Below are 26,669 nucleotides of genomic sequence, written 5' to 3'. Positions count from 1 at the left end.
CGATTGAACGATGAATAGGTTGGTTCGCTATTACTGGCATCACAAGCTCAAAGGCTCTCTCTATCAGCCTCTGTTTACTGCGCCTATTGATCATGAATATGTATCGCTCGATTGTGAAACCACCAGCCTAGACCCCAATCAGGCAGAATTAGTTACTATTGCCGCGACCAAGATCATCGGTAACCGAATCATTACCAGCCAACCTTTTGAAGTCCGATTGCGCGCCCCGCAATCGCTTGATTGCAATTCAATAAAAATCCACCGTATTCGTCATCAAGATCTAAAACACGGCATCGAAGAAAAACAGGCTTTAATCGAGCTACTGAACTTCATTGGAAATCGTCCTTTAGTCGGCTACCACATCCGCTATGACAAAAAAATTCTCGACCGCGCCTGTTTAAAACAGCTTGGATTTCCACTGCCTAACCGATTAGTCGAAGTGAGCCAACTCTATCAAGACAAACTTGAAAGACAGCTGCCCAATGCCTATTTTGATCTCAGCATGGATGCCATCTGTCGCCAGCTCGATTTACCCATCCCGGTCAATAAACATGATGCATTACAAGACGCTATCTCCGCTGCGCTGATCTTTGTTCGCCTGAAACATGGTGACCTGCCCCGTTTCAACTCTTCTTATTCTTAATTCAACCACTGGCGCTTCACATAGAGAGCAACATCTCAAAAATGAACTTAACTCGCTATTTTGTAAGTGAAAAGCAGCGTCTCATCCTAAAGTCTAATTGTGGAAATCGCCGTCCTAGCCGAGAGTGATAACACACAGACGGTTCTGTAATAGACCTAGAAACTGAACACAAAGGAAGTTGCCAGTTCATTAGGAATGTAGGCACAAGGAGAGATGCAATGAGTGAAGCCCACGTTTATCCGGTAAAAGAAAATATTAAATCAACCACACACGCGGATAATGACACTTACCTAGCCATGTACCAGCAATCTGTTTCTGACCCTGAAGGTTTTTGGGGTGAACACGGAAAAATCGTTGATTGGATCAAGCCTTTCACACAGGTCAAAAACACCTCTTTCGATCCTGGCCACATTGATATTCGCTGGTTTGAAGATGGCACGCTTAACGTTTCGGCTAACTGTATCGACCGCCACCTTGCTGAGCGCGGTGATGAAGTCGCTATCATCTGGGAAGGCGATGACCCGGCAGATGACAAAACTCTAACTTTTAATGAACTGCACAAAGAAGTGTGCCTGTTTTCGAATGCTCTAAAAGAGCAAGGCGTGCGCAAAGGTGATGTGGTTTGTTTATACATGCCAATGGTGCCAGAAGCGGCAGTAGCTATGCTGGCGTGTACCCGTATCGGGGCGGTTCACACAGTCGTATTTGGTGGTTTCTCACCAGAAGCACTGTCTGGTCGTATTATCGATTCAAACTCTAAAGTCGTTATCACTGCCGATGAAGGCGTGCGTGGCGGCCGTGCGGTGCCACTGAAGAAGAATGTTGATGAAGCACTGACGAACCCTGAAGTGAAAAACATCGAGAAGGTTGTGGTATTCAAACGCACTGGCGGTGATGTTGCATGGCACGAACACCGCGATGTGTGGTGGCACGATGCTATTGCTAATGTATCTGCAGATTGCCCACCAGAAGAGATGAACGCAGAAGATCCACTATTTATCCTTTATACGTCAGGCTCAACGGGTAAACCTAAGGGTGTTATGCACACCACAGGTGGTTACCTTGTTTATGCAGCAATGACATTCAAATACGTATTCGATTACCAAGAAGGCGAGACTTTCTGGTGTACAGCCGATGTGGGTTGGATTACCGGCCACACATACCTTGTTTACGGGCCGCTTGCTAATGGCGCAAAAACGATTCTGTTTGAAGGCGTGCCAAATTACCCGAACACCAGCCGCATGAGTGAAGTGGTCGATAAGCACCAAGTTAATATTCTTTATACTGCGCCAACGGCTATTCGTGCACTGATGGCGAAAGGCAATGAAGCCGTTGAAGGTACTTCTCGTGACAGCCTAAGAATCATGGGCTCAGTGGGTGAACCTATCAACCCAGAGGCGTGGGAGTGGTACTACAAAACAATCGGTAATGAGCAGTCTCCTATTGTTGATACATGGTGGCAAACAGAAACGGGCGGTATCTTAATTGCACCGCTACCAGGCGCAACTGACCTAAAACCGGGCTCGGCAACTCGTCCATTCTTCGGTGTGCAACCGGCGCTGGTTGATAACATGGGTAACATCATTGAGGGCGCAACAGACGGCAACCTAGTGATTCTTGACTCTTGGCCAGGACAAATGCGTACCGTTCATGGCGATCATGACCGCTTCGAACAGACTTACTTCTCGACCTTTAAAGGCATGTACTTTACCAGTGATGGCGCTCGTCGTGATGAAGACGGTTACTACTGGATTACTGGTCGTGTCGATGACGTGCTTAACGTATCAGGTCACCGTATGGGGACTGCTGAGATTGAATCGGCTCTAGTTGCATTCGATAAGATTGCTGAGGCTGCAATTGTGGGCATCCCTCATGATATTAAAGGCCAAGCGATTTATGCTTACATCACGCTGAATGATGGTGAGTTCCCAACTGCAGAGCTTCATAAAGAAGTTAAAGACTGGGTACGTAAAGAGATTGGCCCAATTGCAACGCCAGATGTACTGCACTGGACCGACTCTCTACCAAAAACTCGTTCGGGTAAAATCATGCGTCGTATCCTGCGTAAAATCGCGACTGGCGATACAGGTAACCTAGGTGATACCTCGACACTAGCTGACCCAAGCGTGGTTGATAAGCTGATTGCCGAGAAAGCAGAACTGGCATAAGCAACCAGTCACATCAGCTAATCACTGTTTAAAACAGCACTTTCTAAACCGTCACCTATGTGGCGGTTTTTTTATGGCTGATCTTGATCTCAAATATCCCGCCCCAAATTAAGGCTAAGACGCTTTTTTGTTAAGTTGGTAACAATTCCAAGCTGTATCAATAGGAGATTAGACCAGTAAATTGCTGCGATTTGCGCTGAATTAGCTATAATCTGGTTCTAATTTTTAAATTTGGGTTTTTCTCACTAGAAATTAACCGCAAATTTTCAATAAAATGGCAACATTCACGTTCGTAAACACGATAAAGGAAGATAGCCCCACGATGTCTACAAAGTTTCGCATTCTAGTTTTAAATGGCCCAAACCTTAACCTGTTGGGCCTTAGAGAGCCTGCACACTACGGTTCTCAAACACTTGACCAGATTATTAGCTCACTGACCGAGCAAGCGAAAGCACACGATGTTGAGCTATCTCACTTACAGTCAAATCGTGAGTATGAACTGATTGAAGCGATCCATAGTGCTTATCAAAATGTTGATTTTATTATTATCAACCCAGCAGCCTTTACACATACCAGTGTGGCACTGCGTGATGCACTACTTGGCGTTGCAATCCCATTTATTGAGGTTCATCTATCGAATGTTCACGCGCGTGAACCATTCCGTCACCACTCTTACCTATCTGATAAAGCAGAAGGTGTGATTTGTGGCTTAGGTGCCCAAGGTTATCAATTTGCTTTGACCGCTGCGCTCAGCAAGCTCAACTCAAAGTAAACATAAACAACGAACTATTACTAACCTACTCAGTCATAGAGTAAGTTCAATTAACAGATAAAGAGAAAGAAACAATGGATATTCGCAAAATCAAAAAGCTAATCGAATTGGTTGAAGAGTCTGGTATTTCTGAGCTAGAAATCTCTGAAGGTGAAGAGTCAGTACGAATCAGTCGTAACAGCACTGCACCTGTAGCACCTGTTCAATATGCAGCTGCTCCAGCACCGGTAGCGGCAGCAGCTCCTGCGGCGGCACCTGTAGCAGCAGAAGCAGCGGCTCCTGCAGTTCCAGCAGGTCACCAAGTTCTTTCTCCAATGGTTGGTACTTTCTACGGCGCTCCAAGCCCAGACGCAAAACCATTCGTTAAAGTTGGTCAATCTGTAACTGCTGGCGAAACGCTATGTATCGTTGAAGCAATGAAAATGATGAACCAAATCGAAGCTGATAAATCTGGTGTTGTAACAGCTATCCTAGTTGAAGACGGTCAACCAGTAGAATTCGACCAAGCTCTAGTAATTATCGAATAATAGAGAGCACTCATTATGTTAGATAAATTAGTAATCGCGAACCGTGGTGAGATTGCACTACGTATTCTGCGTGCATGTAAAGAGCTTGGCATTAAAACGGTAGCGGTTCACTCAACTGCTGACCGTGACCTTAAGCACGTACTGCTTGCAGACGAAACCATTTGTATCGGTCCAGCTCGTGGTATCGATAGCTACCTAAACATCCCTCGTATCATCAGCGCAGCTGAAGTGACAGGTGCAGTAGCTGTTCACCCTGGCTACGGCTTCCTATCTGAAAATGCAGACTTTGCAGAACAGGTAGAGCGCAGTGGCTTTATCTTTGTTGGCCCTAAAGCTGAAACCATTCGCATGATGGGTGACAAAGTGTCAGCTATCACGTCAATGAAGAAAGCTGGCGTACCTTGTGTACCAGGTTCTGACGGTCCTCTTGATGACGACGAAGCGAAAAACAAAGCGCACGCTAAGCGCATTGGCTTCCCAGTTATCATCAAGGCATCTGGCGGCGGCGGCGGTCGTGGTATGCGTGTTGTTCGTTCTGAAGCAGAACTAACAGAAGCTATCGCGATGACTCGTGCTGAAGCAAAAGCATGTTTCAACAACGACATGGTTTACATGGAGAAATTCCTAGAAAACCCACGTCACATTGAAGTACAAGTGCTTGCAGATGGCCAAGGCAATGCTATCCACCTAGGTGAGCGTGACTGTTCAATGCAGCGTCGTCACCAGAAAGTTGTGGAAGAGGCGCCAGCTCCAGGTATCACTGAAGAGATGCGTAAGTACATCGGCGAACGCTGTACTCGTGCATGTATCGAGATCGGTTACCGCGGTGCAGGTACATTTGAATTCCTATACGAGAACGGTGAGTTCTACTTCATCGAAATGAACACTCGTATCCAGGTTGAACACACGATTACTGAAATGGTAACGGGTATTGACCTAGTGAAAGAGCAACTTCGCATTGCTGCTGGTCAGCCTCTATCATTCACACAGGATGATATTAAGCTGCGCGGCCACTCAATCGAATGTCGTATCAACGCGGAAGATCCCGTTCGTTTCTTGCCATCTCCAGGTAAGATCACGCGCTTCCATGCTCCAGGTGGTATGGGTGTACGTTGGGAATCTCACATCTACACTGGTTACACAGTACCACCACACTACGATTCAATGATTGGTAAGCTGATCACTTACGGTGAGAACCGTGATGTTGCTATCGCTCGTATGAAGAACGCTTTGGGTGAAATGATTGTTGAAGGTATTAACGTTAATACTGAGCTTCAACTGTCTATTATGAACGACGAAAACTTCCAACACGGTGGTGCAAACATCCACTACCTTGAGAAGAAACTTGGTTTGTCATAATCCGTTCGTTTAAGAACAGTCAAAATGCTCACTTCGGTGAGCATTTTTGTTTTTGAACCGCCGAAATAATCAATCTTTAATCCCCATTATATTCCGTGGGGTTTTGGTGAATTTGCTCATATTTTCTGCTAGACTCGCCATCCAATTTTTCTCATATAGAAGATGCAGCCATGCCTTGGATTCAAATCAAGCTTAATGCTACCAATGAAAATGCCGAACAAATCGGCGACATGTTAATGGAAGAGACTGGTGCTCTTTCTGTAACTTTCCTGGATGCACAAGATACCCCTGTATTTGAGCCTCTGCCGGGTGAAACTCGCCTTTGGGGTGATACTGACATTCTCGCGCTTTACGACGCTGAGACTGATACTGGTGTCGTTCTAGCGCAGATTAAAGCAAGCAACATGTTCCCTGCAGACTTTGCTCATAAAGTAGAGCAAATTGAAGACAAGGATTGGGAACGTGAATGGATGGACAACTTCCACCCAATGAAGTTTGGTGAGCGTTTATGGATCTGCCCTAGCTGGCGCGATATCCCTGAACCTGACGCTGTTAACGTAATGCTAGACCCAGGCCTTGCATTTGGTACAGGTACTCACCCGACAACGGCATTGTGTCTGGAGTGGCTTGAAGGCTTAGACCTTGCAGGCAAAACCGTGATCGACTTCGGTTGTGGCTCAGGCATCCTAGCGATCGCTGCGATCAAACTAGGCGCGGCAAAAGTTATCGGGATCGACATTGATCCTCAAGCTCTGCTTGCATCAAAAGACAACGCACAACGCAATGGCGTTGCTGAGCAACTAGAGGTGTTCTTGCCACAAGATCAACCGGAAGGTTTGCTAGCAGACGTTGTTGTAGCCAACATTCTTGCAGGTCCATTACGCGACCTTTCTGGCATCATCAAAGGCCTAGTTAAGCCAAATGGTGTACTTGCGATGTCGGGTGTTTTAGATACACAAGCAGAAGATGTTGCGGCTTATTATCGTGATGAGCTTCACATTGATCCGATCATCGAACAACAAGAATGGTGTCGAATCTCAGGTCGCAAGCAAGGCTAGACAAGACTTTGGGCGCTAATTGACTGAAATTTAAACAAATTACAAAAACAAATTGTAAATGCTCAAATATTAGTCTTTTCACGCAGCGAAAAAATGCGTAAAATGCGCGCCCTTGCTGGTACAGAACTGTGATGACATTTTTTGAAAATCGGAAATTATCAACTTAAGAACAATCTAATCGTCGCTCCTATGGCTGGCGTAACGGATAGACCATTCCGTGAGTTGTGTCTTCGCTACGGTGCGGGGATGGCAGTCAGTGAAATGATGTCCTCCAATCCGAAAGTTTGGAAAACGTCAAAGTCTCAGCAGCGCATGGTACATGAAGGCGAATCGGGCATTCGTTCAGTACAAATCGCTGGTGCAGATCCACAGCTTATGGCCGAGGCTGCTCAATTTAATGTCGATAACGGTGCGCAAATCATCGATATCAACATGGGTTGTCCAGCCAAAAAAGTGAATAAGAAGCTTGCGGGCTCAGCCTTACTACAGCATCCAGAACTCATTGAAGACATTCTGAAAGCGGTGGTAAATGCTGTCGACGTTCCAGTAACGTTGAAAACGCGCACAGGCTGGGATACAGACAATAGAAACTGTGTCCAAATCGCGAAAATAGCCGAAGACTGCGGCATACAAGCTCTTGCGCTCCATGGAAGAACTCGCGCTTGTATGTACAAAGGTGAGGCAGAATACAAACACATTAAAGCAGCGAAACAAGCAGTATCTATTCCGGTTATCGCTAACGGTGATATCGATAGTCCGGAAAAAGCGAAGTTTGTGCTGGAGTACACCGGCGCTGATGCTTTAATGATAGGTCGACCTGCCCAAGGACGTCCTTGGATTTTTAACGAAATCCTACACTATTTGGAAAACGGCACCACGATGGACCCACTCCCGATTTCGGAAGTGAAAGACATCATGCTTGGTCATGTCCACGCTCTACATGAATTTTATGGAGAGTTTTTAGGCCCTCGCATCGCTCGTAAGCATGTGGGTTGGTATCTAAAAGAACATGAACAAGCGAGTGAGTTTCGCCGTACCTTCAACGCATTCGAAGCAGGTGATCTGCAGCTTGAAGCGCTAGAAGGTTTTTTTGATAACGTTGCACCATAATTACGAGAAGAGCTAGACCGAATATGTTCGAACAAAATCTGACTTCAGAAGCATTGACAGTAACTACAGTTACATCACAAGACCAAATCACGCAGAAGCCACTACGTGACTCAGTTAAAGCATCATTGAAAAATTACCTTGCTCAATTAAACGGTCAAGAAGTCAGCGAGTTATACGAATTAGTATTAGCTGAAGTTGAACAGCCACTACTAGACACTATCATGCAGTACACTCGCGGTAACCAAACTCGCGCAGCAACCATGATGGGTATTAACCGCGGTACTCTTCGCAAGAAACTTAAAAAATACGGCATGAATTAATATAAAGCCCGTAAGAAATTGATTTAAAAGACCCTGCAACCCCGCAGGGTCTTTTTTTATCTGGACGAGTACCACATAAAGCACCATTAATAACGAAAGCACCACATTAGAATTTATCATGCAGCCATCACGCCCCGCACTCTGAGTACAAGAGTGGAATCTAAATTAACGAATTGGTGTAGCTGTTGCACTGAATCGTTCGTAATACGAACGCGTCACTGACGGCTCACTGAGTATTCACTGATTTGTAGCTCCTTAATTTTCAGGGGCTGAGCGTTTTACGCAGTTAAAGCTTGTAAATTAGAGTTGGTACTCACGGTTTAGGTTGCACAGCTCATTGAAGCCCTGAACCGTCTCAGGGTTGTCGATGTGCGCTTGCTTGATGCTCTCAATTGACGAGCCCATTCTTGCCGATGCAAAGGCAACGTATTCTAGATCAGGGTGCTCATAAAGGTTGTCGATTTTCATATCAACGATTGCCTCGAACTGAGCAACATGCTCAGCGGGTGCGCCGTTCGCCTCTGCATACTGAAAGCAAACCGAGAAGCGAGCCAAGTCAACGCCCGCATTGCCCGCACTAGCCTCATCGAACGCCTGAGCCGTGAATGGTGCCGCGGTTAGTGCAGCTAGGGTAATTAGTCGCTTCATTAGTCACGGTCTCCATTAAGACATTGAGTGAGTGCAATAGGGTTGCCGAATCCGTCATTTTTCGGGTGGTCGTGGTCATACTTCTTGCCGCAGTAGTCAGCACGGTTAGGGCTACCAACCGGAACAATGATACTAGGCGCTTGAGGCGCTGCCTCTTGAGCTTGATTAAAGGTTTCAGCAAGTGCAGCGTCACGGCGCTCGTCTGCTGCGAACTGCTCAGCCATCTGCTGACCTTTATAGTTGCCTGCCACCTTACCTAGTGAGATTGCAGCAACCGCGATTACTGCAAGTGTGATCAGTTTTTTCATTATGCGTGCTCCTCTTGAGCTACTGCTGAGTTATGAGTCACTAGGCGAACGTTTGAACCGTCAGCGAAGTCGATGACCATGCGGTCAGCATCAACGCGGGTCACGTAGTAAAACTCCAGTGAGTGAGCCAGCAGAGCGCTAAACGCTAGGGCTTTGCTGAGGAAGTTGTCACGGTTAGCGCGAATGAATCTGCGTGCTCGTTGTGCTGTATTTGTTGTATTTGTTGTATTCATCTTTGAATATCCTGTTGCATGTTTTGTGCAAATTAATTTCTAGTTTACGTTTGAGAGGGATTGCAAATACTGGGGCATGACCGATTAATTTACTTACCACTTTACGACAGGCATAAAAAACCAATGTGCTCAATTTGAGCGGGTTGGATTTTGTGGCAGGTACAAAAAAGCCGCTCGGTGTGGTGGCGAGCGGCTTAGTGCCTGTCTGGTAATTCATAGTGTGGTCGGACAACAACACAGCCAGACAGAGCGCCACAATACAACGGTCAAACCCTGCGGTCTGCGCGTCCTAGTGGCTGAAACAGCACTGAGACTGCTGCGCCTTGCTCGTTGTGTGTTGGTTTCATTTTACCGCCTTTCTCATTGCGTACCGCTCACGCGCTCGCCTGTTGCGTTCTAAGCGCTCAAGACCTTGGATTGTATGACGTGCATAGATTGGGCGGTTTACCTCACTCAGTGCCTCGTCAGCGTCCAAATAAACAGCATCGGCTAGCTTGTCGAGAATGTAAGCACCGCGCTGTTGGTTAACCTTTAGCAGCAAGGAGAATTTATGCAGCAACTGAGCCTTTGTTATTTGCTTATCGCCAAAAATGACAGACTTGAGCGGCTTCCCTTTCTTACTCAGGAAAGTAACGCCGATTATGTCGGCGTCCTCTGTCTGTGGGTCAATCAACCAAATGTCAGGCGTTCTCATGCAAGCCCCATTTTACGCAGGCGAGTGAGCTCTTTCTCATGGCGCTCAATCGGTGCTTCTTCTTTGGCGTGAATCATGTCGAGTCGGGCTTGGCGCTCCTTGCGTGCCTGCGCCGCTCCGTCTTCGAGTGGCTTCAGCGTTGCGGCTACTGCAAGAGCAAGCTCACCCTCAACGGCGTAATGGTCAGCGCGTAGGCTCTCGCCGCTGCTGTTCACATGCTCAACGGTCACAGCAATGAGTTCTTTCACTGTGCGCGGGTTCGGGCTGTGTCGGTATTCTGTGACCCTCATCAAAATATCATTGACCACGCCGACCGTGTAGCTGTCCATCTTGCGCGCTTGAGTGAGTAGCCCGAGCTCATCCCACGGTGCAAGGGTCTCAACTGTTCCGGTCAGAAGGGTGCGAATGTGCTCAGCGTTGGCTTTCTGCTTGAAGCGTAGCGCGGCGAGCAGTTCAGCCTCTGTTTGTGGTACGTACTCTTGATGCTCTGACCCGTCAGTATTTGACTCAGGGCTATTGTCTATAAGGGTTTTGCGCCCCTGCTCGATAGAAAATGGTTTAAGTTCTGGCATTATTTTTCACCCTTTGGACGGACGCGGGCTTTTGCGCGATCAATGAATGCGTCAAGGTTTGGTGTTGCGCTCTCGCCGCGCTGCTGTGCTCGGTCGTCTTTCTTCTTTTCGTCATCGTCAGTGTCACTCGGGTTGTCTGCATGCCACTGGTCAAGGAACGCCTCGCATGCTTCCTCTGTGTTTTCTACATCGCCTGATTTGACGGCCTTGTTGTATGCATCGCCTGCTTTCTGGCTGTATCGTTCATTGCTCATGTTTTGCTCTCTTTCTGTTTAGTTGATTAATGGTTTGTTGCTTTCACAATCGCGCTGTTTGTTGCTGTTGGTTAAAATAAATTGTTGTGTGCATGGGGTTAAGCAGAGCTATTCCTCCTTCATCCCCTCTCCGCCCTCTGTGACCCTACTTTTTTTAGAGACACAAAATTCCCATTCCCTCTAGCTACTCCCAGTTAACCCTGTATCGTTTTTTGTTGCCTTTTTTTGAAAAACAGTATTTGGAGGCTTTCTCATTGTTCTTGTTTAATTTTGACAAGTACGTCTACAGCCTTCTCGCTAAGGTTGTAGTGGTAGACCCTATTTACTTCCCCCTTAATCAACCAACCACCAACTGATAACTTGTCCATCCGCTTCCTTACAGTTGTCTGGCTAGCACTGGTGTAACCTGTGACCCCACCTATAGTGTGACGCCCTTTTGATACCTGTTTGAAGATGTCTACAGCACCATTGACACCAATCGCTTTATTGATGTCATGCTCTTTGAGCGCACTAGCTAGCCGCTCTAGATTGTGCGAACTCATTGCTGCGCACCTTCTAGCAAGCGGCTTTGCAGATTCACCTCTGCGCGAATAATGTCGATGTCCTTACGCCAGTAGTAGAGGTTGGTAGGCGTCAACCCCAATGCTTTTATCGCCTGAGGTAGTGTTTGCCCCGAATTTAAACGCCTAATTAAACCAACCTTCGTATCGCCCCACGGCTTGTGCTTGCTCATGCTTTCGTCTCTCTTGTTGTGTTTTCTTGAGATGCAATATTGAAGGCTCTCACCACCCCGCAACACCCCATTTCAGAAAATCTCAAAAAGGGTGTTGAGCTTTCAGTGTGCTAGGCAGTATTGCCACCTCCACAGACAGAGAGAGACAACTATGACAACTAAGCTACTTCGTTACTCAGACGTAATTGAGATGATCGGAATGAACCGTAGAACTATTTGGAAATGGGTTAAGTTAGGGAAGTTCCCAGAACCTGTACGTATGAACGGGCGCACTATTGGGTGGAGGTGTGAACTGGTACAGCAATGGGTAGAGGAGAATCAGGGGTGAGAATTGCCATTCTTGAGCCTGTCTTTCTGAGGCCTGATAGCGAAGACCTGACTGACCTCTCAAGCCTGCATGAACTGGCGGAGTTCTCATTACTCAGACAATCGGTCAAGACCGAGTTAGAGAGCGGTAAGCATCACAGCAAGGTGAAAGGCAGTGGTAAGAAAGTGCCATATGCGTACTTGCGAATGATTGACGCAATAGTTGACAGCTCGACCGATGAGGAACGATTAACGCATGTACTAAGAGATAAGGTGTTCGTCAATAACGTACCGGATGTAGTAGCAGCTGCGAACAGATTTTTGGCGCGGAATATGATTTCATTTTGCATTCGCTGCCATCCGGTCAATTACTCAAACTCTCACGTTTGGAGGTTGGAGAGGCTTTAAACTGGTGCTGAGCGTGGTACTCAGGGTTAAAAACACACCCCAGAACACCATAAATAAAGTCACTGTTAAATCATACTGGATTATAGAAGCAATAAAAAACGCCCTCCAGAACTAACTGGAGAGCGCCGCAACAATTAAGGGGCTCACTTTGGCGAGTCACGCCCCTTAATCATCTTAAGGCAGTCTAACAAATGAGCACTAAAACAACCAAGCGCAAAACGCCCGTTGATCATGAGCGAATCGTAATAAGCTTCCTGTTAAACGATTCAATTAGGTCATCAATGGATGATGTCCAAGCTCTTGATGAGGGCGAGTTCAAACGCAATAAGCACAAGATAATCGTAAAGGCCGCTAAAGACCTGTTTGTGATTGAAAGTAAGCCCCCAGAGCGCTACGTAATAGCTCAAGCGGTTTATGACATAGCCATTCAGGACGGGTACTCTAAGGATGATGCTGGCGAGTGGATGGATTTCGTACAAGATTTCAACCCTAGCGCATCCTCAAAATACACACCAAGTCAAATGATGGATGCCTTTTCTGTAATGGGGCTAACTGACGCGCAGCAACATGGCTCAGCGGTATTCCCTGATACCTTTAATGGGCGCGTGCTTGGCACAGCTGACAACCTAGCTGAGTTGCTAAGGTCGTTAGGATTAAAAGCCACCCTCAATGAAATGAATCTAGGCATGGAACTGGTAAGCACAGAAACGCTTGAGCCTGTGTGTTTCGAACTGGAAGATGCACGCTCGCTTGTCATGAGCGAATCAGAGAAAGCGGGCTTGCCAAGAAGAGCATTTGACGAACACTTCAAGTCAGTAGCGGGGCGCAATAAGTACCACCCAGTAAAAAGATGGTTAGAGGAAGATGAGTGGGACTCAAAGCCTAGGGTCTTACCTTTAATAAACGCAATGAACGCACGTGACACCAACCTAGCAAGAGTGGTGATGACCAAGTTTTTCACGGCATGTGTCGCAGCTCTCTATGAGAAGTCATTTGTGGGTAAGCTTGTGCCAGTCCTACAAGGTGGTCAATCCTTTAAAAAATCAGCTTTTATTTCTCGATTCGCCAGAGTCGGGAGTGGAGCTTACTTGGAGGGCGAATCATTAAACCCAGAGGATAAGGACTCGGTATCCAAAGTGGTCAAGGCGTGGATTGTTGAGCTCGGCGAGCTGGAGCAAACAACTAAGCGTAGTCAGGGGGCGTTAAAGGCTTTTATTACTAGGAGCTCAGATGTATTTAGACCTCCTTATGCACGCACTGAGGTCTCAAAACCAAGAAAAACGACCCTTATAGGAACGGTTAATGGTACGGGTTTTCTTCGTGATGAAACAGGATCGGATCGGTATGCAGTAATTGAGCATAAAGAGGCCGTAAACATGGAGGCCGTCAATAGCATCCTTGGTTGGGAATACAATGAGGGCAGAATTACCCAAAGCAGACCGGATGAGCTCAGGCAGTTCTGGCTTGAAGTTAAGAGGATGTATGATAGTGGGAGCTCTTGGCATTTAACCGAGAAGGAGCTTTCGCTGATAACAAAAGCAAATGAAGAGCATGACGCTAAGACTCCTGCCTTTGAATTTCTTGAGGACATGATCTCTGGTGCAGATTCAGAAACCCACAACTACCGCTGGATGTCCTCATCAGAAATAATTGAGCTCGTACCCAGCCTAAGAGTAGACAACGCTGTGTCTGTAGGCAAGGCGCTTTCCAAGCTGGAGAAAGTCGGCCTCATTGAATCTAGAACGCTTAGGGCGAGACGGCGGGAATATTACCTACCACTCTCAGTAAAAGTAAGAAACACAGCCTAACTCAAAGCCCTGCACGTTGCGGGGCTTTTTATTTACTAGCCGCTTGCACCATCACCCTCACCAAACCTTCATCACCCTTCTTCATCGCACTTAAGCCACTCTATTTATTATCTTTTATACTCTTTGGTGAAGGTGGTGAATATAAATAGGGTAAAAAAGGTAAACTGGTAACCAATAACAGTCGGAAGGGGGGTAAAGGGGAGTAGTTCGCCATCACCATCCCCACCAATAGCTGAAAGCCCCGTCATATAAGGGTTTAGGCGCGGTGAGGACTAGGTGATGTAGTTGAAAGGGGTGTGATTCACACTGTAAGTGCACCATGAGAGTGATGATTTTTTGAGGGGGTGGAATTCACGCTAACAACACAATGCGAACGCATGCATTAAGCGCTGCGCTTTGGGTTTTATAATTCAAGATGAACTAAACAACCCTTACCCTGCGGGGCTTGAGAGACAAAATCATTCTTTAAGCACCACCAACAGCCCCCTGCAAGCTGCCTTTGTACCATGAACGGGTGCGAAGTTCAGCCCTAGTTAAATCCTCTTGAGCTATAACCTCCTTTAACTCCTTTCTTGCTTCTTCAATCTGATTGCGCAATCTCTCTTTTTCTTTGATGTCATTACTGGCGGCTATTTCATCAAGTAGGCGGCTTTGCTCTGCACGAAACTTATCGAAAGCCCTAACCCGTGGCAGCCAGAGAGAGTCATCATCAACATAAGCAGACCTTACCCTATTGAATTTATTGGCAGTTTTATCCTTACTAGTGCGTACCCCTAGGTGATGGCCTACATTGTTAAGAATTCGCTCATAAATCTTGTCCGACTTTGCATCGGCAAGAGACTTAAAACTTCCCACCTCGATCATGCTTGGGTTGTCGTCCAGAAAGGCGCGAGCACCCTCCGCTACTCCCTCATGAACGCAAAGAGTGTGAAGCAATTCAAAAAACTTATCGCGAGGGTCAGGCCGTGGGTCTTCGTTATCCCTAAAGACCTCTGTTGAGCCTGTCTTAATTCTTTCACCTGTTGTTATAGGTAAGCCCTTTCTAGGGTCACGCCCTGCCAGAAACTCCCCAAGCATCCATTTAGCGCCCATCTCTAGCCTGCTCACTGATGGGTCGTCACTAATAGGAGCAAGCTCAAGCCATTGCTCAGCGGCGTTACGTGCTAGAATTCGCTCTGTTACATGATCTGGTGTCCACTTGTTTCCGCGCTTATTCATTGCAAAGCCCCTCTAGTTCATTCATCCAAACGCTAAGTGCCACCCTTTTTTGCGGTATGTGTTGCGACCTGTTGTAAATCTTCATTACGCCTCCTAGTGAGTGACCTAGCATTTGCTCGACCACATACGGCTCAACCTCAAGGTCATTTAGCATTGTTGCAAAAGTCCTCCGAATGTCATGCAGAGACCAAGCATTGTCATGCTCAAGCCTCTTGTGCAAGCCGCGCCCGAACATAGACACAGCCTCTGGAGACTTAAGCTCACTCAGCAAGTAATTAGATCTTGAGCGCTCAATCAAGGACTCAATCAAAGGGCGAACCTGCTCAGGAATGGGTCTGGCTATTTCAACGTTTGTCTTACTGTTCTCCTTTGGGGTTGTCCATACCATTGTGTCTAAATCCCACTCGGACACCTTGGACAATCGCAGTTCTTGAGAGCGGCAACCAAACACCACCAATAAACGTATTAACCCCGTGTAATAACTATTCTGTCGCTCATCGTGCGTCCACATCCATAATGATTTTAGTTCAGCCTTGGTTAGAATGCGCTCTCTTGCGTCTTGGCTCTCACCAATATGCTTAACTAAAAGATCATCCAGTGCGTGAGATTTAGCAAAGCCTCGCACACGGCAATATTTTATTGCTTGCTTGCAGTTCTGGAGGACATACCCGCTAGCTTTTGGTGCAGGTCGCCCCGTATGCTTTCCACTGGTAATAGCGTCAAATACAGCAACCCAGTCCTGAGTTTCACATGCGGAGAGTGGCAAACTTCCAATGTGCGGGTAAACATGTCGTTCAAACTGCGCCTTGTGCTTGTCAGCGTTCTTTCTAGTCTTTGAGGCTTCGTTGTCTAGCCAGTATTCAAGGGCAGCTCTAACCGTCTTCTCTGTTGATGCTTTATCTCTATTGAGTTTTCGCTGAACTTTGGGGTCGCCTCCCTCAGAAATTAACCTACGCATCGAATTAGCTTTTTCTCTGGCGTCCTTTAGCGTGAGCGTGACCTTATCGTAACTGCCTAAATTGATTTCGCTTGCTTTGCCGCTGATGCGGTAACGAAGCACAAACGAGACTGTCCCTGTCACTCTGTGAATAACACTAAGCCCATCAACCTCACCGTCACGGTATCGCGTAACCTTTACTGGCTTTGTTTTGCTAAGACTCTCGATTTTAGTCGCTGTTAGCTTGCTGCTTTTGCTCATACCGCCCTCAAACTTTGCAATTACGAAAAGGAAATAAAATACCGCTCAAGTACCACATCTAGCACCATACTTTATTGTAGACGAAGAATAATAAGGAGAGACAAAGAGAGACGCAATAGTGACCGCAACGCCTGTGAATGCTAACATTAGCTAGATTATTGTGAGATAAACCCAGACTGGGAGAGACGTGTATTTTTATAATACGGCATGAACTAATCGTTCTTTCGTAATTTATTGAATTGAAAGCCAAGCTCATTGTTGAGTTTGGCTTTTTTTTGGCTTGTCGAACCGTGATAGGTGGCTGATTACTCTCCAGTACGACAGCAACGCCCTTTGTCGACATTTGCCGAATCCAAGGCTGCTAGAATCGAACAATGGCTTGCATCGTCGTCTACGTGGCCACAACACGCATCATTAATCTTTTTAAGTGCAGTGCGAATCTTAGTTAATTCGGTAATCTTCTCATCAATCATCTCTAGCTTTGCTGAGGTAATCGACTTCACTTCGGAGCAACTGTGCTGTGTGGCCTCGAGGCGAATCTCAAGCAATTCTTTAATCTCGTCCAAACTCAGCCCCAACGCTTTAGATTTGAGAATAAAGGTCACCTGTTTCTGGTTATTTTCATCATATAGGCGATAACCCGACTCACTGCGACTGGCTGGCGCGATCAGGTTATTCTTCTCATAAAATCGCAAGGTATCGGCTGTCACACCGCATCGCTTCGCTAATTCACCGATCTGAAACATGTTTTTTCCTACTGTTTCGTCCATTCCACAATTAACCTTATCGTTACTTTTCAGGCTGAAATGGCACTTTTCATAATTAATTTTGAGATGCCAAACGATTGCGCGAGCTTTTTTGTAATAAATTAGTTAGAATCTGCGCCATCAAATTTGGAGTTGGTTATCTTATAGCTTAATCATAAGACTAACCCAAAAGGTCTTTACCAAAACTGGCCAATATTTTATCTCTTACTGGTATCTAAGATAATCCACGCTAAGAAGATAGAAACAAGTTCTTTTTTGGCAAATATCTTTATTTTAACCCCATGAATTTGAGGAAGATGGAAGCATGAATAACGCTCGTCCAATTCGCCGCGCTCTAATCAGCGTATCAGACAAAACTGGTATCGTTGAATTTGCACAAGCTCTTGCTAACCGTGGTGTAGATATCCTATCTACCGGTGGCACTGCTCGCCTGCTTGCTGAAAAAGGCATCTCTGTTACAGAAGTATCTGACTACACTGGTTTCCCAGAAATGATGGATGGCCGTGTTAAGACTCTGCACCCAAAAGTTCATGGTGGTGTTCTAGGCCGTCGTGGTCAAGATGATGACGTGATGGAAACTCACGGTATCAACCCTATCGATATGGTTGTTGTAAACCTATACCCATTCGCAGAAACCGTTGCTAAAGAAGGTTGTACCCTTGCTGAGGCTGTTGAGAACATCGACATCGGCGGTCCAACAATGGTTCGCTCTGCTGCTAAAAACCACAAAGACGTTACTATCGTTGTTAACGCACACGACTACGAGCGTGTTGTCGCTGAAATGGACGCGAACGATAAATCTCTAACACTAGAGACTCGCTTCGACCTCGCTATCGCAGCATTCGAGCACACCGCTTCTTACGACGGCATGATCGCAAACTATTTCGGCACTATGGTTCCATCATACGGTGAGAACAAGGAAGGAGACGAAGAGTCTAAATTCCCTCGCACGTTCAACCAACAGTTCGAGAAAAAACAAGACATGCGCTACGGTGAGAACAGCCACCAGGCAGCCGCATTCTACGTTGAAGCAAACCCTGAAGAAGCATCAGTTTCTACAGCTCGCCAAATTCAAGGTAAAGCCCTTTCTTACAACAACATCGCTGACACTGACGCAGCACTTGAGTGTGTGAAAGAGTTCGACCAGCCAGCATGTGTGATTGTTAAGCACGCTAACCCATGTGGTGTAGCACTAGGTGAAGACATCCTAGAAGCTTACGACCGTGCATTCAAAACAGACCCAACGTCTGCATTTGGTGGCATCATCGCTTTCAACCGTGAACTAGACGCTGCAACAGCAACGGCTATCACTGAGCGTCAATTCGTTGAAGTTATCATTGCACCATCAGTTTCTGCTGAAGCAGTAGAAATCGTAGCGGCTAAGAAAAACCTTCGCCTACTTGAGTGTGGCGAGTGGACAACGAAGACAACTGGCTTTGACGTGAAACGCGTTAACGGTGGTTTGCTAGTTCAAGACCGCGACCAAGGCATGGTGTCTGAAGATGACCTTAAAGTGGTTTCTAAACGCCAACCTACAGCTGAAGAGCTAAAAGATGCTCTATTCTGCTGGAAAGTAGCAAAATACGTTAAATCTAACGCTATCGTTTACTCGAAAGGCGACATGACAATTGGTGTTGGCGCTGGCCAAATGAGCCGCGTTTACTCTGCGAAAATCGCAGGCATCAAAGCTGCAGACGAAGGTCTACAGGTTGAAGGTTGTGTAATGGCATCAGATGCATTCTTCCCATTCCGTGACGGTATCGACGCGGCAGCAGAAGCTGGCATCAAGTGTGTTATCCAACCGGGCGGCTCTATGCGTGATGACGAAGTTATCGCAGCAGCAGACGAACACGGCATGGCGATGATCTTTACGGGCATGCGTCACTTCCGCCACTAATATTTAGTCCATCTAAACAATTAGTAGCTATCGAGCCTCTCAATTTTGAGGGGCTTTTAAGAATTAAAGACTTAAGGATTGAAACATGAACGTATTAATCATCGGTGCTGGCGGTAGAGAACATGCTTTGGGTTGGAAAGCGGCACAAAACCCAAACGTTGAAACAGTATTCATTGCTCCAGGTAACGCAGGTACTGCACTTGAGCCGAAACTAGAGAACGTAAACATCGGCGTTGAAGACATCGCTGGTTTAGTGGCGTTTGCTCAAGAGAAAAAAATCGAACTAACTATCGTTGGCCCTGAAGCGCCATTAGTTATTGGTGTGGTTGACGCATTCCGCGAAGTGGGTCTTCCTATCTTTGGTCCAACTCAAGCGGCAGCACAGCTTGAAGGTTCGAAAGCATTCACTAAAGATTTCCTAGCTCGTCATGACATTCCAACGGGTTACTACGCAAACTTCACTGAGATTGAGCCGGCTATCGCTTACGTACGTGAGCAAGGCGCGCCAATCGTAGTAAAAGCTGACGGTCTTGCAGCAGGTAAAGGCGTTATCGTTGCGATGACACTTGAAGAAGCTGAAGACGCAATCAAAGACATGCTAGCGGGCAACGCATTTGGCGAAGCTGGCAGCCGCGTGGTTATCGAAGAGTTCCTTGAAGGCGAAGAAGCAAGCTTCATCGTAATGGTTGACGGTTCTAGCGTTCTTCCTATGGCCACCAGCCAAGATCACAAACGTGTTGGCGACAAAGACACGGGTCCTAATACTGGCGGTATGGGTGCTTACTCTCCAGCCCCAGTTGTGACGCCTGAAATCCACAACCGTATCCTTGAGGAAGTTATCTACCCAACGGTACGTGGTATGGACGCAGAGGGCGCACCTTACACTGGTTTCCTTTACGCTGGCCTAATGATCGATGCTGACGGCACACCTAAGGTTATCGAATACAACTGCCGCTTCGGCGATCCAGAAACGCAACCTATCATGATGCGTATGGAGTCAGACCTTGTTGAGCTTTGCCTAATGGCTATCGACGAGAAACTAGACGAAGCAGAATCGAAGTGGGATCCACGCGCTTCTATCGGTGTTGTTCTTGCGGCTGGCGGTTACCCTGCTGACTACGCAAAAGGTGACGTTATTTCACTACCAACAAGCGAAGTTGAAGGCCAAAAGGTTTTCCACGCGGGTACGACAAATAACGAAGCAGGCGATGTGGTGACAAACGGTGGTCGTGTACTTTGTGCAACGGCACTGGGTAACACGGTTTCTGAAGCTCAAGAGCGTGCTTACGCGTTGACGAAGCAAGTTAGCTGGAACGGTATGTTCCACCGCAATGACATTGGTTACCGTGCGATTGCGCGCGAGCAAGAGCAGTAATCAATCTGGTTACTCGCTTACTTTCCATAACAGTAAGCGAATAACAGCAAAAGGCGCCTCGATAGGCGCCTTTTTTATTAATCAATCTTTACTCAGAATTTGTACCTGTACAGACAAATCAGCACTTGGCCTACAGTAGGCCAAATACTCTCAATCCTTTGATTAATCGCTATTCTTTCAACAATGATGGCCTAACGACACAATCATGGCTGTCTTCAGCCAGCATCAGTAACTCTTCCACGCTCATCTTACCCAGTGAATCACTTCCAAGAAACGCCGCATAGCTTTCCACAGATGCCAATCGGTCGATCACGAAGCTTGGTAAGGTCTGGTTAAATTCAATGCGATCAAATTCACCACCAGCGCACGTCTTAAAAGAGCTGCCATCCCAGTAACCCTGAACCAGTCTGAGCCCTTCGTCATTCTGCTTCATCGTAGTATCTAGAACCGACTTAGCTTCTTTCTGGTAGTTTTCGAGTTGCTTGGCTTGGATAGGTAAGATTTTGCTATCAATACGATACTGTTGATACACAGCTTCGCCTGACTTATTGAAACGCACATGGACACGATAAGGAACCAGCTCATTAGAAGAGTTACGCTGCTCGCCTTCACGAATGAATTCACGAAGCACGCCTTCTGACCAAGCATAGTCAGTTTGGTACCAGCCGTAATCGCCGACAGTGACGTAGTCAGCTGAAGTATGAGGTTGTGTTAGCTTGTTTGTAACCCAGTAGAAACTTGTCGCGTCGCCCATAACTTGGCCGCCGGTATGAGTTTCAAATTGCTCTAGGTTTTTGCGAGGGCTTGTTGAAGAACAGCCAATAAGAAATGTAGATAATAGTGAAACGAGAAGAAATGCTTTTTTCATAAAAACCTGTACCGAGGTGGAATACGACTACCTCGGTACAGTTTAGATTATTTCACTGAATCTTTCAGCGCTTTACCTGCAACAAATGCTGGAACATTTGCAGCAGCGATTTGGATCTCATCACCAGTTTTTGGGTTACGACCAGTGCGAGCTGCACGGTGGTTTACTTTAAAAGTACCAAAACCAATTAGCTGAACTTGATCGCCATCTTTAAGAGCATCTGTAACACCGCCAAGAGTCGCTTCTAGAGCAGCTTTAGCTTGTGCTTTAGAAAGGTCCGCTTTTTCAGCAATAAAGTCGATTAATTGAGTCTTGTTCATTTTAGGTTTCCCTTCTTTGTATTTTTGAATTCAATTCACTCTAAAACATAAATGCCCCATCTGGCAAAGGTTTGTCGTCGATCTTTAGCTCTAATGCCGTAGTTTTAGCCATAATATGAGTAATAACTCACAATTTGTTACTGATTTTATTAAGCAAGCCCTTGTTTAAAAGGGGCTGAGAGCAAAATTAATGATGACCTAGCCACTACTTTTTCACTATAATCCACGCTGAATCGCTGCTAAAGCGTACAATTTAATTTAAGGGCAAACATGCTGCTGCTAACTATTTACGTCTCCATTGCTATTGGAGTTTCTTTCATTTGTTCTGTTTTGGAAGCTGTACTTTTGAGTATTAGTCCGAGCTACATTGCTCAACTAAAACAAAATGGGCACCCTGCAGCAGAGTCTTTAGACAAACTGAAAACAGATATTGACCGCCCGCTTGCGTCAATTTTAACGCTCAACACCATCGCGCATACTATCGGTGCTGCGACAGCAGGTGCACAAGCGGCTGTCGTTTTTGGTAGCCAATGGTTAGGTGTCTTCTCTGCCGTGCTAACGCTGGGTATCTTGGTATTGTCTGAGATTGTTCCAAAAACCATTGGTGCAACCTACTGGCGTCAACTTGCTCCTGCTTCGGCAAGCGTGCTTCGTTGGATGGTGTTCTTCCTAACACCGTTCGTGTGGTTCTCAGAACAGATCACCAAACGTCTTGCTCGTGGCCACCAAGCACCCAAAATGCGTGATGAGCTATCTGCAATGGCAATTTTGGCAAAAGAGAGTGGCGAGTTTGCAGAAGGCGAATCAAAAATCCTGAGCAACCTACTGGGTATTCAAGATGTACCCGTGACTCAGGTAATGACGCCGCGCCCAGTGGTATTCCGTGTTGATGCGGAAATGAGTGTGAATACGTTCCTAGAACAACATAAAGACACGCCATTCTCACGTCCGCTGGTTTACAGCGAGCAAAGCGACAACATCATAGGTTTTGTTCACCGCCTAGAGCTGTTTAGATTGCAGCAAGCCGGTTGTGGTGAGAAAGCTCTGGGTGAAGTAATGCGCCCTATCCACGTGTTGCTGAACAACATGGGCTTGGCTAAGGCCTTTGACCAGATGATGGCAAACCGCCTGCAACTGTCTTTAGTTGTGGACGAGTATGGCACCATTCAGGGCATCATCACCCTAGAAGACATCTTTGAGCACCTAGTGGGTGAAGAGATTGTCGACGAAGCAGATAAGACAACTGACATGCAAGAACTGGCGTTCCAACGCTGGGAAAAGTGGAAAGAGACACACGGTGTTATCGAAAACCGCGATGACGAGGACGAGCTAGAGGAAGAAACTCCAGCAGACAACGACTCTTCAGATGCAAAATCACCGGATGACGACGACGCATCAAAAGACAAAGTGCAGTACGAAGACAAAAAAGACGCTTAATCTAAATTTGATACCGTCAGATACAACAAAGGCTCCCTAGGGAGCCTTTGTTTTTATTCGTACCTTGGTGCAATTGCGAATTATAGCGCAACACCAATGTTACTGACTGGGTCTTCACGCAGTTCGTGGCGTAGGTCTTTGATCAACTCTAAGTCACGCTCAGTCGTTTCACGTAGAGGTCGGAAAATGGCCCACTGAACGTCCCACTCTTCACACACCGCTTCGTTTTCTTTCTGGTTTTCGTTCGTCACTTCTTCAGCGCCTTGAGCAAACTCAAGCTCAGCAACCGTCTTCACCGATTGTTGACTCACTTTAATTACCGCTTCCAACATATGTTCACGGTCAAGCAGACCATGAATTAGCGTTGCTAGGCCTTGGCATGCGTCCATTGCTGGATAAACACCATAAAAATCAAAATCATCACCGCTAGGGAATAGCTCTTCAACCTTCTCAAGTTGACGCTCAAAGTTCACCTTTGCTGTTTTAACCGTCAGGATTTCCCAAATGCTATCCAAAACATCACGATAGATTCGAGCTTCCGCAAATTCTGTATTCTCACAAAACATGGCATAGTTAGGGTACATACGCTCACATAGACACGCCATAAAGGTAATTTGTTGCCAAGGTTCTAACTTTTCTAGACGAACCTGCAGTGGATTCTGAAGCATAGTCACTCAATAATTGCAGAAAAAGACAGCGAAAGTGTACTTGATAAACCCTGGGGGGAAAAGGTAAGCCGATGAACAATTTTACGAATAAGCTCTATATTCTTACTGAGCATGACGATACCTATACGCAACTGATTCTAAACCAGGATTTACCCGACCTAGAAATCACTCAAAACCCCGAATCAGCACAGATTGTCTTGGCGTCACCACCTCTAATCGCAGAGCGCCTCGGCGAGTTTAAAGAGCTAGACTGGGTACAGAGTACCTATGCCGGAATCAATAAACTCACTCAGCCAGATCTGCGTCAGGACTATACGCTAACCAACGTCAAAGGCATCTTTGGCCCGGCTATCGCAGAATACGTGTTGGGTTACACAATCAGTCACTGTAGACACTTCCCTCATTACCACCAGCATCAACAACAACGAAACTGGCAGCCACAGCTTTATACTAGCCTAACTGACAAAACTATGGTGATTTTAGGTACAGGGTCAATCGGCAGTCATTTGGCCAAAACTGCCGCAGCTTTTGGTATTCATACCATAGGTGTCAACCGTACGGGCATCCCATCCAAACAAGAAACCTTTAAAGAGACGTTCCACATCAATGAGATAGAGGCTGCCCTCAAGCAGGCCGATATTGTGGTCAACACCTTGCCATCAACCGCTGAAACCTATCAGCTGTTGAACCAAACCACGTTAGGTTACTGCTCTAATGTGTTGCTGTTTAATGTCGGGCGAGGGGAAAGCATCGACAATAAAGCCTTGTTGCTCGCCATAAAAAACAGATGGGTAGAACACGCATTTTTAGATGTGTTCGAAAGTGAACCCCTCTCTCAGGAACACCCTTTCTGGAAACTACCACAAGTCTCCATTACGCCACATATCGCTGCACTCAGTGAGCCAAGACAAGTCGTCGAGATCTTCGCAGAGAATTATCAACAGTGGCGAGATGGCTTTACGCTTAATCATGTCATCGATTTTGATAAAGGTTACTGATGTCCTCTTCGTTACTTAAAGAGATTCGACAATGCCGAGCTTGTGAGCCTCACCTATCACACGGTGCTAACCCGGTGATTCAAGCACATCCAAACGCGCGCTTGCTGATCATAGGTCAAGCGCCGGGTATTAAGGTGCATGAGTCGTCGATCCCTTGGAATGACGCCAGTGGCGAACGATTAAGAGGATGGTTAGGGATAGATAGCGATACTTTTTACGACGAGCAAAAAGTCGCGATTGTGCCTATGGGGTTTTGTTATCCGGGGAAAGGGAAAAGTGGCGATCTTCCACCACGAAAAGAGTGCGCGGAGCTTTGGCATAACAAAGTGCTGCAATCTCTACCCAATATTCAAATGACACTGCTGATTGGCCAGTACGCACAAAACCATTACCTAACAAACAAAACCACCAGCACATTGACCGAAACCGTGCGTGATTGGCAAAGGTGGGCGCCTGAGTTTTTGCCATTACCCCACCCTTCGCCACGCAATAATATCTGGCTCAAGAAGAACCCTTGGTTTGAAAATGAAGTCATTCCTTATATCAGGAAACACATCTCAGAGCATTTGGCCTACCATGATCCAAATGCTTAATTAACTGCACACAACAAGATTAAACCGCCATCAAATGCCAATTTCAGGCAATAAAAAAGCGCCGTTGGTTTCCCAACAGCGCTTTCAATCATCTTACTCAGAATTACTTGTGGTAAGGCTTAGACAATTCGTGAACAGCGTCAACGAATACACCAGCGTTCTCTGGCGGTACATCTAAGTGGATACCGTGACCTAGGTTAAATACATGACCTGTACCACCGTCGCCGAAACCTTCAAGGATGCTGCCCACTTCTTCGCGAATACGTTCAGGCTGAGCGTAAAGCATTGAAGGATCCATGTTACCTTGCAGAGCAACTTTGTCGCCGATGCGAGCTTTTGCATCTGCGATGTTGATTGTCCAGTCTAGACCAACCGCATCACAACCTGTTGCTGCGATAGACTCAAGCCACATGCCGCCGTTCTTAGTGAACAGAGTAACCGGTACTCGACGACCTTCGTTTTCACGGATTAGGCCATCAACGATTTTGTGCATGTATTGCAGTGAGAATAGGTTGTAGTCACGAGGAGTCAGTACACCACCCCATGTATCAAATACCATTACCGATTGAGCACCCGCTTTAATTTGCGCGTTCAGGTATTCGATAACACTGTCAGCCAGCTTGTCTAGAAGCAGGTGCAGCGTTTGTGGTTCTGCGTACATCATCTTCTTGATCTTAGTGAATGCTTTAGAGCTTCCACCTTCAACCATGTATGTCGCTAGAGTCCATGGGCTACCAGAGAAACCAATCAGTGGCACTTCGCCTTTCAGGTCTTTACGGATCTGACGAACGGCATTCATTACGTATTGAAGCTCACCTTCTGGATCAGGTAGGCCAATCTTCTCTACGTCAGCTTTACACGTGATAGGACGCTCAAATTTAGGGCCTTCACCTGTTTCAAAGTACAAGCCTAAGCCCATTGCATCAGGGATAGTTAGGATGTCTGAGAACAAGATTGCCGCATCAAGCGGGAAACGACGTAAAGGTTGAAGTGTTACTTCTGATGCCAGTTCAGCGTTTTTGCACAAAGACATGAAATCGCCCGCTTCAGCGCGCGTTGCTTTGTACTCAGGAAGATAGCGGCCAGCTTGGCGCATCATCCATACCGGTGTGTAATCAACAGGCTGTTTTAAAAGTGCGCGTAAATAGCGATCGTTTTTTAATTCGGTCATTCCGTTAAATTCCAATTCAATCTTGTCTAGTTTTGATGGCAAGTATTCTAACACTGATTGAAGGGTAAAAGCTGTGTGCTTTGCAACCTAGATCAAGTTATTAACTTTTAAATCAATGCTTAATTTGCACCCAATTACGGGAGCATGTTAAAAATTTGTTCGCTAGCGAAAATTACAATTATAACATCTGAGTAGTCACTACTCAGCATCTCATAACGACATCTTACTTACCCCCTCC

The 26,669-nt window shown here is 46.4% G+C and carries 31 protein-coding genes; 16 read left to right on the top strand and 15 right to left on the bottom strand.

Features of this window, described 5'->3' with window-relative positions:
* Positions 1-10 precede the first annotated feature (10 nt).
* From MSG34_RS19530 to fis, 8 genes are all read left to right on the top strand, one after another.
* Positions 11-643, top strand: coding sequence for a 3'-5' exonuclease (locus MSG34_RS19530; protein ID WP_017062708.1), 633 nt, complete (start codon positions 11-13; stop codon positions 641-643).
* 218 nt (positions 644-861) lie between these two features.
* Positions 862-2,811: an acetate--CoA ligase gene (gene acs, locus MSG34_RS19525; RefSeq protein WP_009844693.1), complete on the top strand. Its 1,950-nt coding sequence runs from the start codon at positions 862-864 to the stop codon at positions 2,809-2,811.
* A gap of 322 nt (positions 2,812-3,133) precedes the next feature.
* A complete protein-coding gene (gene aroQ, locus MSG34_RS19520; RefSeq protein ID WP_010435475.1) occupies positions 3,134-3,583 on the top strand; it encodes a type II 3-dehydroquinate dehydratase in 450 nt (149 codons plus the stop codon).
* Positions 3,584-3,657: 74 nt separating this feature from the next.
* Entirely contained in the window at positions 3,658-4,110 is a 453-nt protein-coding gene (gene accB, locus MSG34_RS19515) for an acetyl-CoA carboxylase biotin carboxyl carrier protein (RefSeq protein WP_017062707.1), read from the top strand.
* Positions 4,111-4,125: 15 nt separating this feature from the next.
* Complete coding sequence (gene accC, locus MSG34_RS19510) at positions 4,126-5,469, top strand: acetyl-CoA carboxylase biotin carboxylase subunit (protein ID WP_248339144.1); 1,344 nt, start codon at positions 4,126-4,128, stop codon at positions 5,467-5,469.
* A gap of 170 nt (positions 5,470-5,639) precedes the next feature.
* Positions 5,640-6,527, top strand: coding sequence for a 50S ribosomal protein L11 methyltransferase (prmA, locus tag MSG34_RS19505; RefSeq protein ID WP_248339142.1), 888 nt, complete (start codon positions 5,640-5,642; stop codon positions 6,525-6,527).
* Positions 6,528-6,668: 141 nt separating this feature from the next.
* A complete protein-coding gene (dusB, locus tag MSG34_RS19500) occupies positions 6,669-7,637 on the top strand; it encodes a tRNA dihydrouridine synthase DusB (protein WP_032546269.1) in 969 nt (322 codons plus the stop codon).
* Between the two features lie 23 nt (positions 7,638-7,660).
* Positions 7,661-7,957 carry a DNA-binding transcriptional regulator Fis gene (gene fis, locus MSG34_RS19495; RefSeq protein WP_004729744.1) on the top strand — a complete coding sequence of 99 codons (297 nt, stop codon included), beginning with the start codon at positions 7,661-7,663 and terminating at the stop codon, positions 7,955-7,957.
* Between the two features lie 300 nt (positions 7,958-8,257).
* Here the strand turns inward: fis and MSG34_RS19490 are convergent, their stop codons facing one another.
* From MSG34_RS19490 to MSG34_RS19455, 8 genes are all read right to left on the bottom strand, one after another.
* Positions 8,258-8,605, bottom strand: a complete 348-nt coding sequence (locus MSG34_RS19490; protein WP_248339140.1) for a hypothetical protein — start codon at positions 8,603-8,605, stop codon at positions 8,258-8,260.
* Positions 8,605-8,913 (bottom strand): hypothetical protein, encoded by a 309-nt coding sequence (locus MSG34_RS19485; RefSeq protein ID WP_248339139.1) that lies wholly within the window; start codon positions 8,911-8,913, stop codon positions 8,605-8,607. Before MSG34_RS19485 ends, MSG34_RS19490 begins: the two co-directional genes overlap by 1 nt.
* Entirely contained in the window at positions 8,913-9,146 is a 234-nt protein-coding gene (locus tag MSG34_RS19480) for a hypothetical protein (protein WP_248339138.1), read from the bottom strand. The genes MSG34_RS19485 and MSG34_RS19480 overlap by 1 nt, the downstream gene beginning before the upstream one ends.
* A 343-nt stretch (positions 9,147-9,489) precedes the next feature.
* Complete coding sequence (locus MSG34_RS19475; RefSeq protein WP_248339137.1) at positions 9,490-9,840, bottom strand: hypothetical protein; 351 nt, start codon at positions 9,838-9,840, stop codon at positions 9,490-9,492.
* Complete coding sequence (locus MSG34_RS19470; RefSeq protein WP_248339136.1) at positions 9,837-10,412, bottom strand: hypothetical protein; 576 nt, start codon at positions 10,410-10,412, stop codon at positions 9,837-9,839. The genes MSG34_RS19475 and MSG34_RS19470 overlap by 4 nt, the downstream gene beginning before the upstream one ends.
* Positions 10,412-10,666: a hypothetical protein gene (locus MSG34_RS19465; RefSeq protein ID WP_248339134.1), complete on the bottom strand. Its 255-nt coding sequence runs from the start codon at positions 10,664-10,666 to the stop codon at positions 10,412-10,414. The genes MSG34_RS19470 and MSG34_RS19465 overlap by 1 nt, the downstream gene beginning before the upstream one ends.
* A 251-nt stretch (positions 10,667-10,917) precedes the next feature.
* Positions 10,918-11,208 carry a hypothetical protein gene (locus MSG34_RS19460; RefSeq protein WP_248339133.1) on the bottom strand — a complete coding sequence of 97 codons (291 nt, stop codon included), beginning with the start codon at positions 11,206-11,208 and terminating at the stop codon, positions 10,918-10,920.
* Positions 11,205-11,399: a hypothetical protein gene (locus MSG34_RS19455; protein WP_248339132.1), complete on the bottom strand. Its 195-nt coding sequence runs from the start codon at positions 11,397-11,399 to the stop codon at positions 11,205-11,207. The genes MSG34_RS19460 and MSG34_RS19455 overlap by 4 nt, the downstream gene beginning before the upstream one ends.
* A gap of 151 nt (positions 11,400-11,550) precedes the next feature.
* On the opposite strand from MSG34_RS19455, the gene MSG34_RS19450 reads away from it, so the two are divergent.
* The 3 genes from MSG34_RS19450 to MSG34_RS19440 all read left to right on the top strand — a co-directional run bounded on the left by MSG34_RS19450 (position 11,551) and on the right by MSG34_RS19440 (position 13,921).
* Positions 11,551-11,727, top strand: a complete 177-nt coding sequence (locus MSG34_RS19450; protein WP_248339130.1) for an AlpA family phage regulatory protein — start codon at positions 11,551-11,553, stop codon at positions 11,725-11,727.
* Entirely contained in the window at positions 11,724-12,113 is a 390-nt protein-coding gene (locus tag MSG34_RS19445; protein WP_248339129.1) for a hypothetical protein, read from the top strand. The genes MSG34_RS19450 and MSG34_RS19445 overlap by 4 nt, the downstream gene beginning before the upstream one ends.
* A gap of 191 nt (positions 12,114-12,304) precedes the next feature.
* Positions 12,305-13,921 carry a virulence-associated E family protein gene (locus MSG34_RS19440; protein ID WP_248339128.1) on the top strand — a complete coding sequence of 539 codons (1,617 nt, stop codon included), beginning with the start codon at positions 12,305-12,307 and terminating at the stop codon, positions 13,919-13,921.
* 465 nt (positions 13,922-14,386) lie between these two features.
* On the opposite strand, the gene MSG34_RS19435 is transcribed toward MSG34_RS19440, so the two are convergent.
* The 3 genes from MSG34_RS19435 to zntR form a co-directional block, all read right to left on the bottom strand.
* Complete coding sequence (locus MSG34_RS19435; RefSeq protein ID WP_248339127.1) at positions 14,387-15,139, bottom strand: hypothetical protein; 753 nt, start codon at positions 15,137-15,139, stop codon at positions 14,387-14,389.
* On the bottom strand, positions 15,132-16,337 hold the full coding sequence (locus MSG34_RS19430) for a site-specific integrase (protein ID WP_248339126.1): 1,206 nt from the start codon (positions 16,335-16,337) through the stop codon (positions 15,132-15,134). The genes MSG34_RS19435 and MSG34_RS19430 overlap by 8 nt, the downstream gene beginning before the upstream one ends.
* Before the next feature lie 305 nt (positions 16,338-16,642).
* The gene (gene zntR / locus MSG34_RS19425) at positions 16,643-17,083 is read right to left on the bottom strand and encodes a Zn(2+)-responsive transcriptional regulator (protein WP_248339125.1); all 441 of its coding nucleotides are present in this window, start codon (positions 17,081-17,083) and stop codon (positions 16,643-16,645) included.
* A 325-nt stretch (positions 17,084-17,408) separates the two neighbouring features.
* On the opposite strand from zntR, the gene purH reads away from it, so the two are divergent.
* On the top strand, positions 17,409-19,001 hold the full coding sequence (gene purH / locus MSG34_RS19420; protein ID WP_050632413.1) for a bifunctional phosphoribosylaminoimidazolecarboxamide formyltransferase/IMP cyclohydrolase: 1,593 nt from the start codon (positions 17,409-17,411) through the stop codon (positions 18,999-19,001).
* Positions 19,002-19,086: 85 nt separating this feature from the next.
* Entirely contained in the window at positions 19,087-20,376 is a 1,290-nt protein-coding gene (purD, locus tag MSG34_RS19415) for a phosphoribosylamine--glycine ligase (RefSeq protein ID WP_048612396.1), read from the top strand.
* 169 nt (positions 20,377-20,545) lie between these two features.
* Here the strand turns inward: purD and MSG34_RS19410 are convergent, their stop codons facing one another.
* Both MSG34_RS19410 and hupA read right to left on the bottom strand, forming a co-directional pair.
* Positions 20,546-21,244 carry a DUF1481 domain-containing protein gene (locus MSG34_RS19410; RefSeq protein ID WP_248339124.1) on the bottom strand — a complete coding sequence of 233 codons (699 nt, stop codon included), beginning with the start codon at positions 21,242-21,244 and terminating at the stop codon, positions 20,546-20,548.
* 47 nt (positions 21,245-21,291) lie between these two features.
* Positions 21,292-21,564 carry a nucleoid-associated protein HU-alpha gene (hupA, locus tag MSG34_RS19405; RefSeq protein WP_004729753.1) on the bottom strand — a complete coding sequence of 91 codons (273 nt, stop codon included), beginning with the start codon at positions 21,562-21,564 and terminating at the stop codon, positions 21,292-21,294.
* A gap of 270 nt (positions 21,565-21,834) precedes the next feature.
* Between hupA and MSG34_RS19400 the strand changes: the two genes are divergently transcribed.
* A complete protein-coding gene (locus MSG34_RS19400; protein ID WP_248339123.1) occupies positions 21,835-23,001 on the top strand; it encodes a hemolysin family protein in 1,167 nt (388 codons plus the stop codon).
* A gap of 80 nt (positions 23,002-23,081) precedes the next feature.
* On the opposite strand, the gene MSG34_RS19395 is transcribed toward MSG34_RS19400, so the two are convergent.
* A complete protein-coding gene (locus MSG34_RS19395; RefSeq protein WP_017062699.1) occupies positions 23,082-23,669 on the bottom strand; it encodes a DUF416 family protein in 588 nt (195 codons plus the stop codon).
* 71 nt (positions 23,670-23,740) lie between these two features.
* Here MSG34_RS19395 and MSG34_RS19390 point away from each other — a divergent pair, with 71 nt between their 5' ends.
* Positions 23,741-24,667, top strand: a complete 927-nt coding sequence (locus MSG34_RS19390) for a D-2-hydroxyacid dehydrogenase (RefSeq protein WP_248339121.1) — start codon at positions 23,741-23,743, stop codon at positions 24,665-24,667.
* Positions 24,667-25,260: a uracil-DNA glycosylase family protein gene (locus MSG34_RS19385; protein WP_017071166.1), complete on the top strand. Its 594-nt coding sequence runs from the start codon at positions 24,667-24,669 to the stop codon at positions 25,258-25,260. The genes MSG34_RS19390 and MSG34_RS19385 overlap by 1 nt, the downstream gene beginning before the upstream one ends.
* Positions 25,261-25,363: 103 nt before the next feature.
* Here MSG34_RS19385 and hemE read toward each other — a convergent pair whose 3' ends face one another.
* Positions 25,364-26,431 carry a uroporphyrinogen decarboxylase gene (hemE, locus tag MSG34_RS19380; protein ID WP_017060530.1) on the bottom strand — a complete coding sequence of 356 codons (1,068 nt, stop codon included), beginning with the start codon at positions 26,429-26,431 and terminating at the stop codon, positions 25,364-25,366.
* Positions 26,432-26,669 lie beyond the last annotated feature (238 nt).

Source organism: Vibrio sp. 1CM2L (assembly GCF_023161695.1).
GTDB classification, from domain to species: Bacteria; Pseudomonadota; Gammaproteobacteria; order Enterobacterales; family Vibrionaceae; genus Vibrio; species Vibrio coralliirubri.
This window is presented reverse-complemented; position numbering and strand designations above follow the sequence as displayed.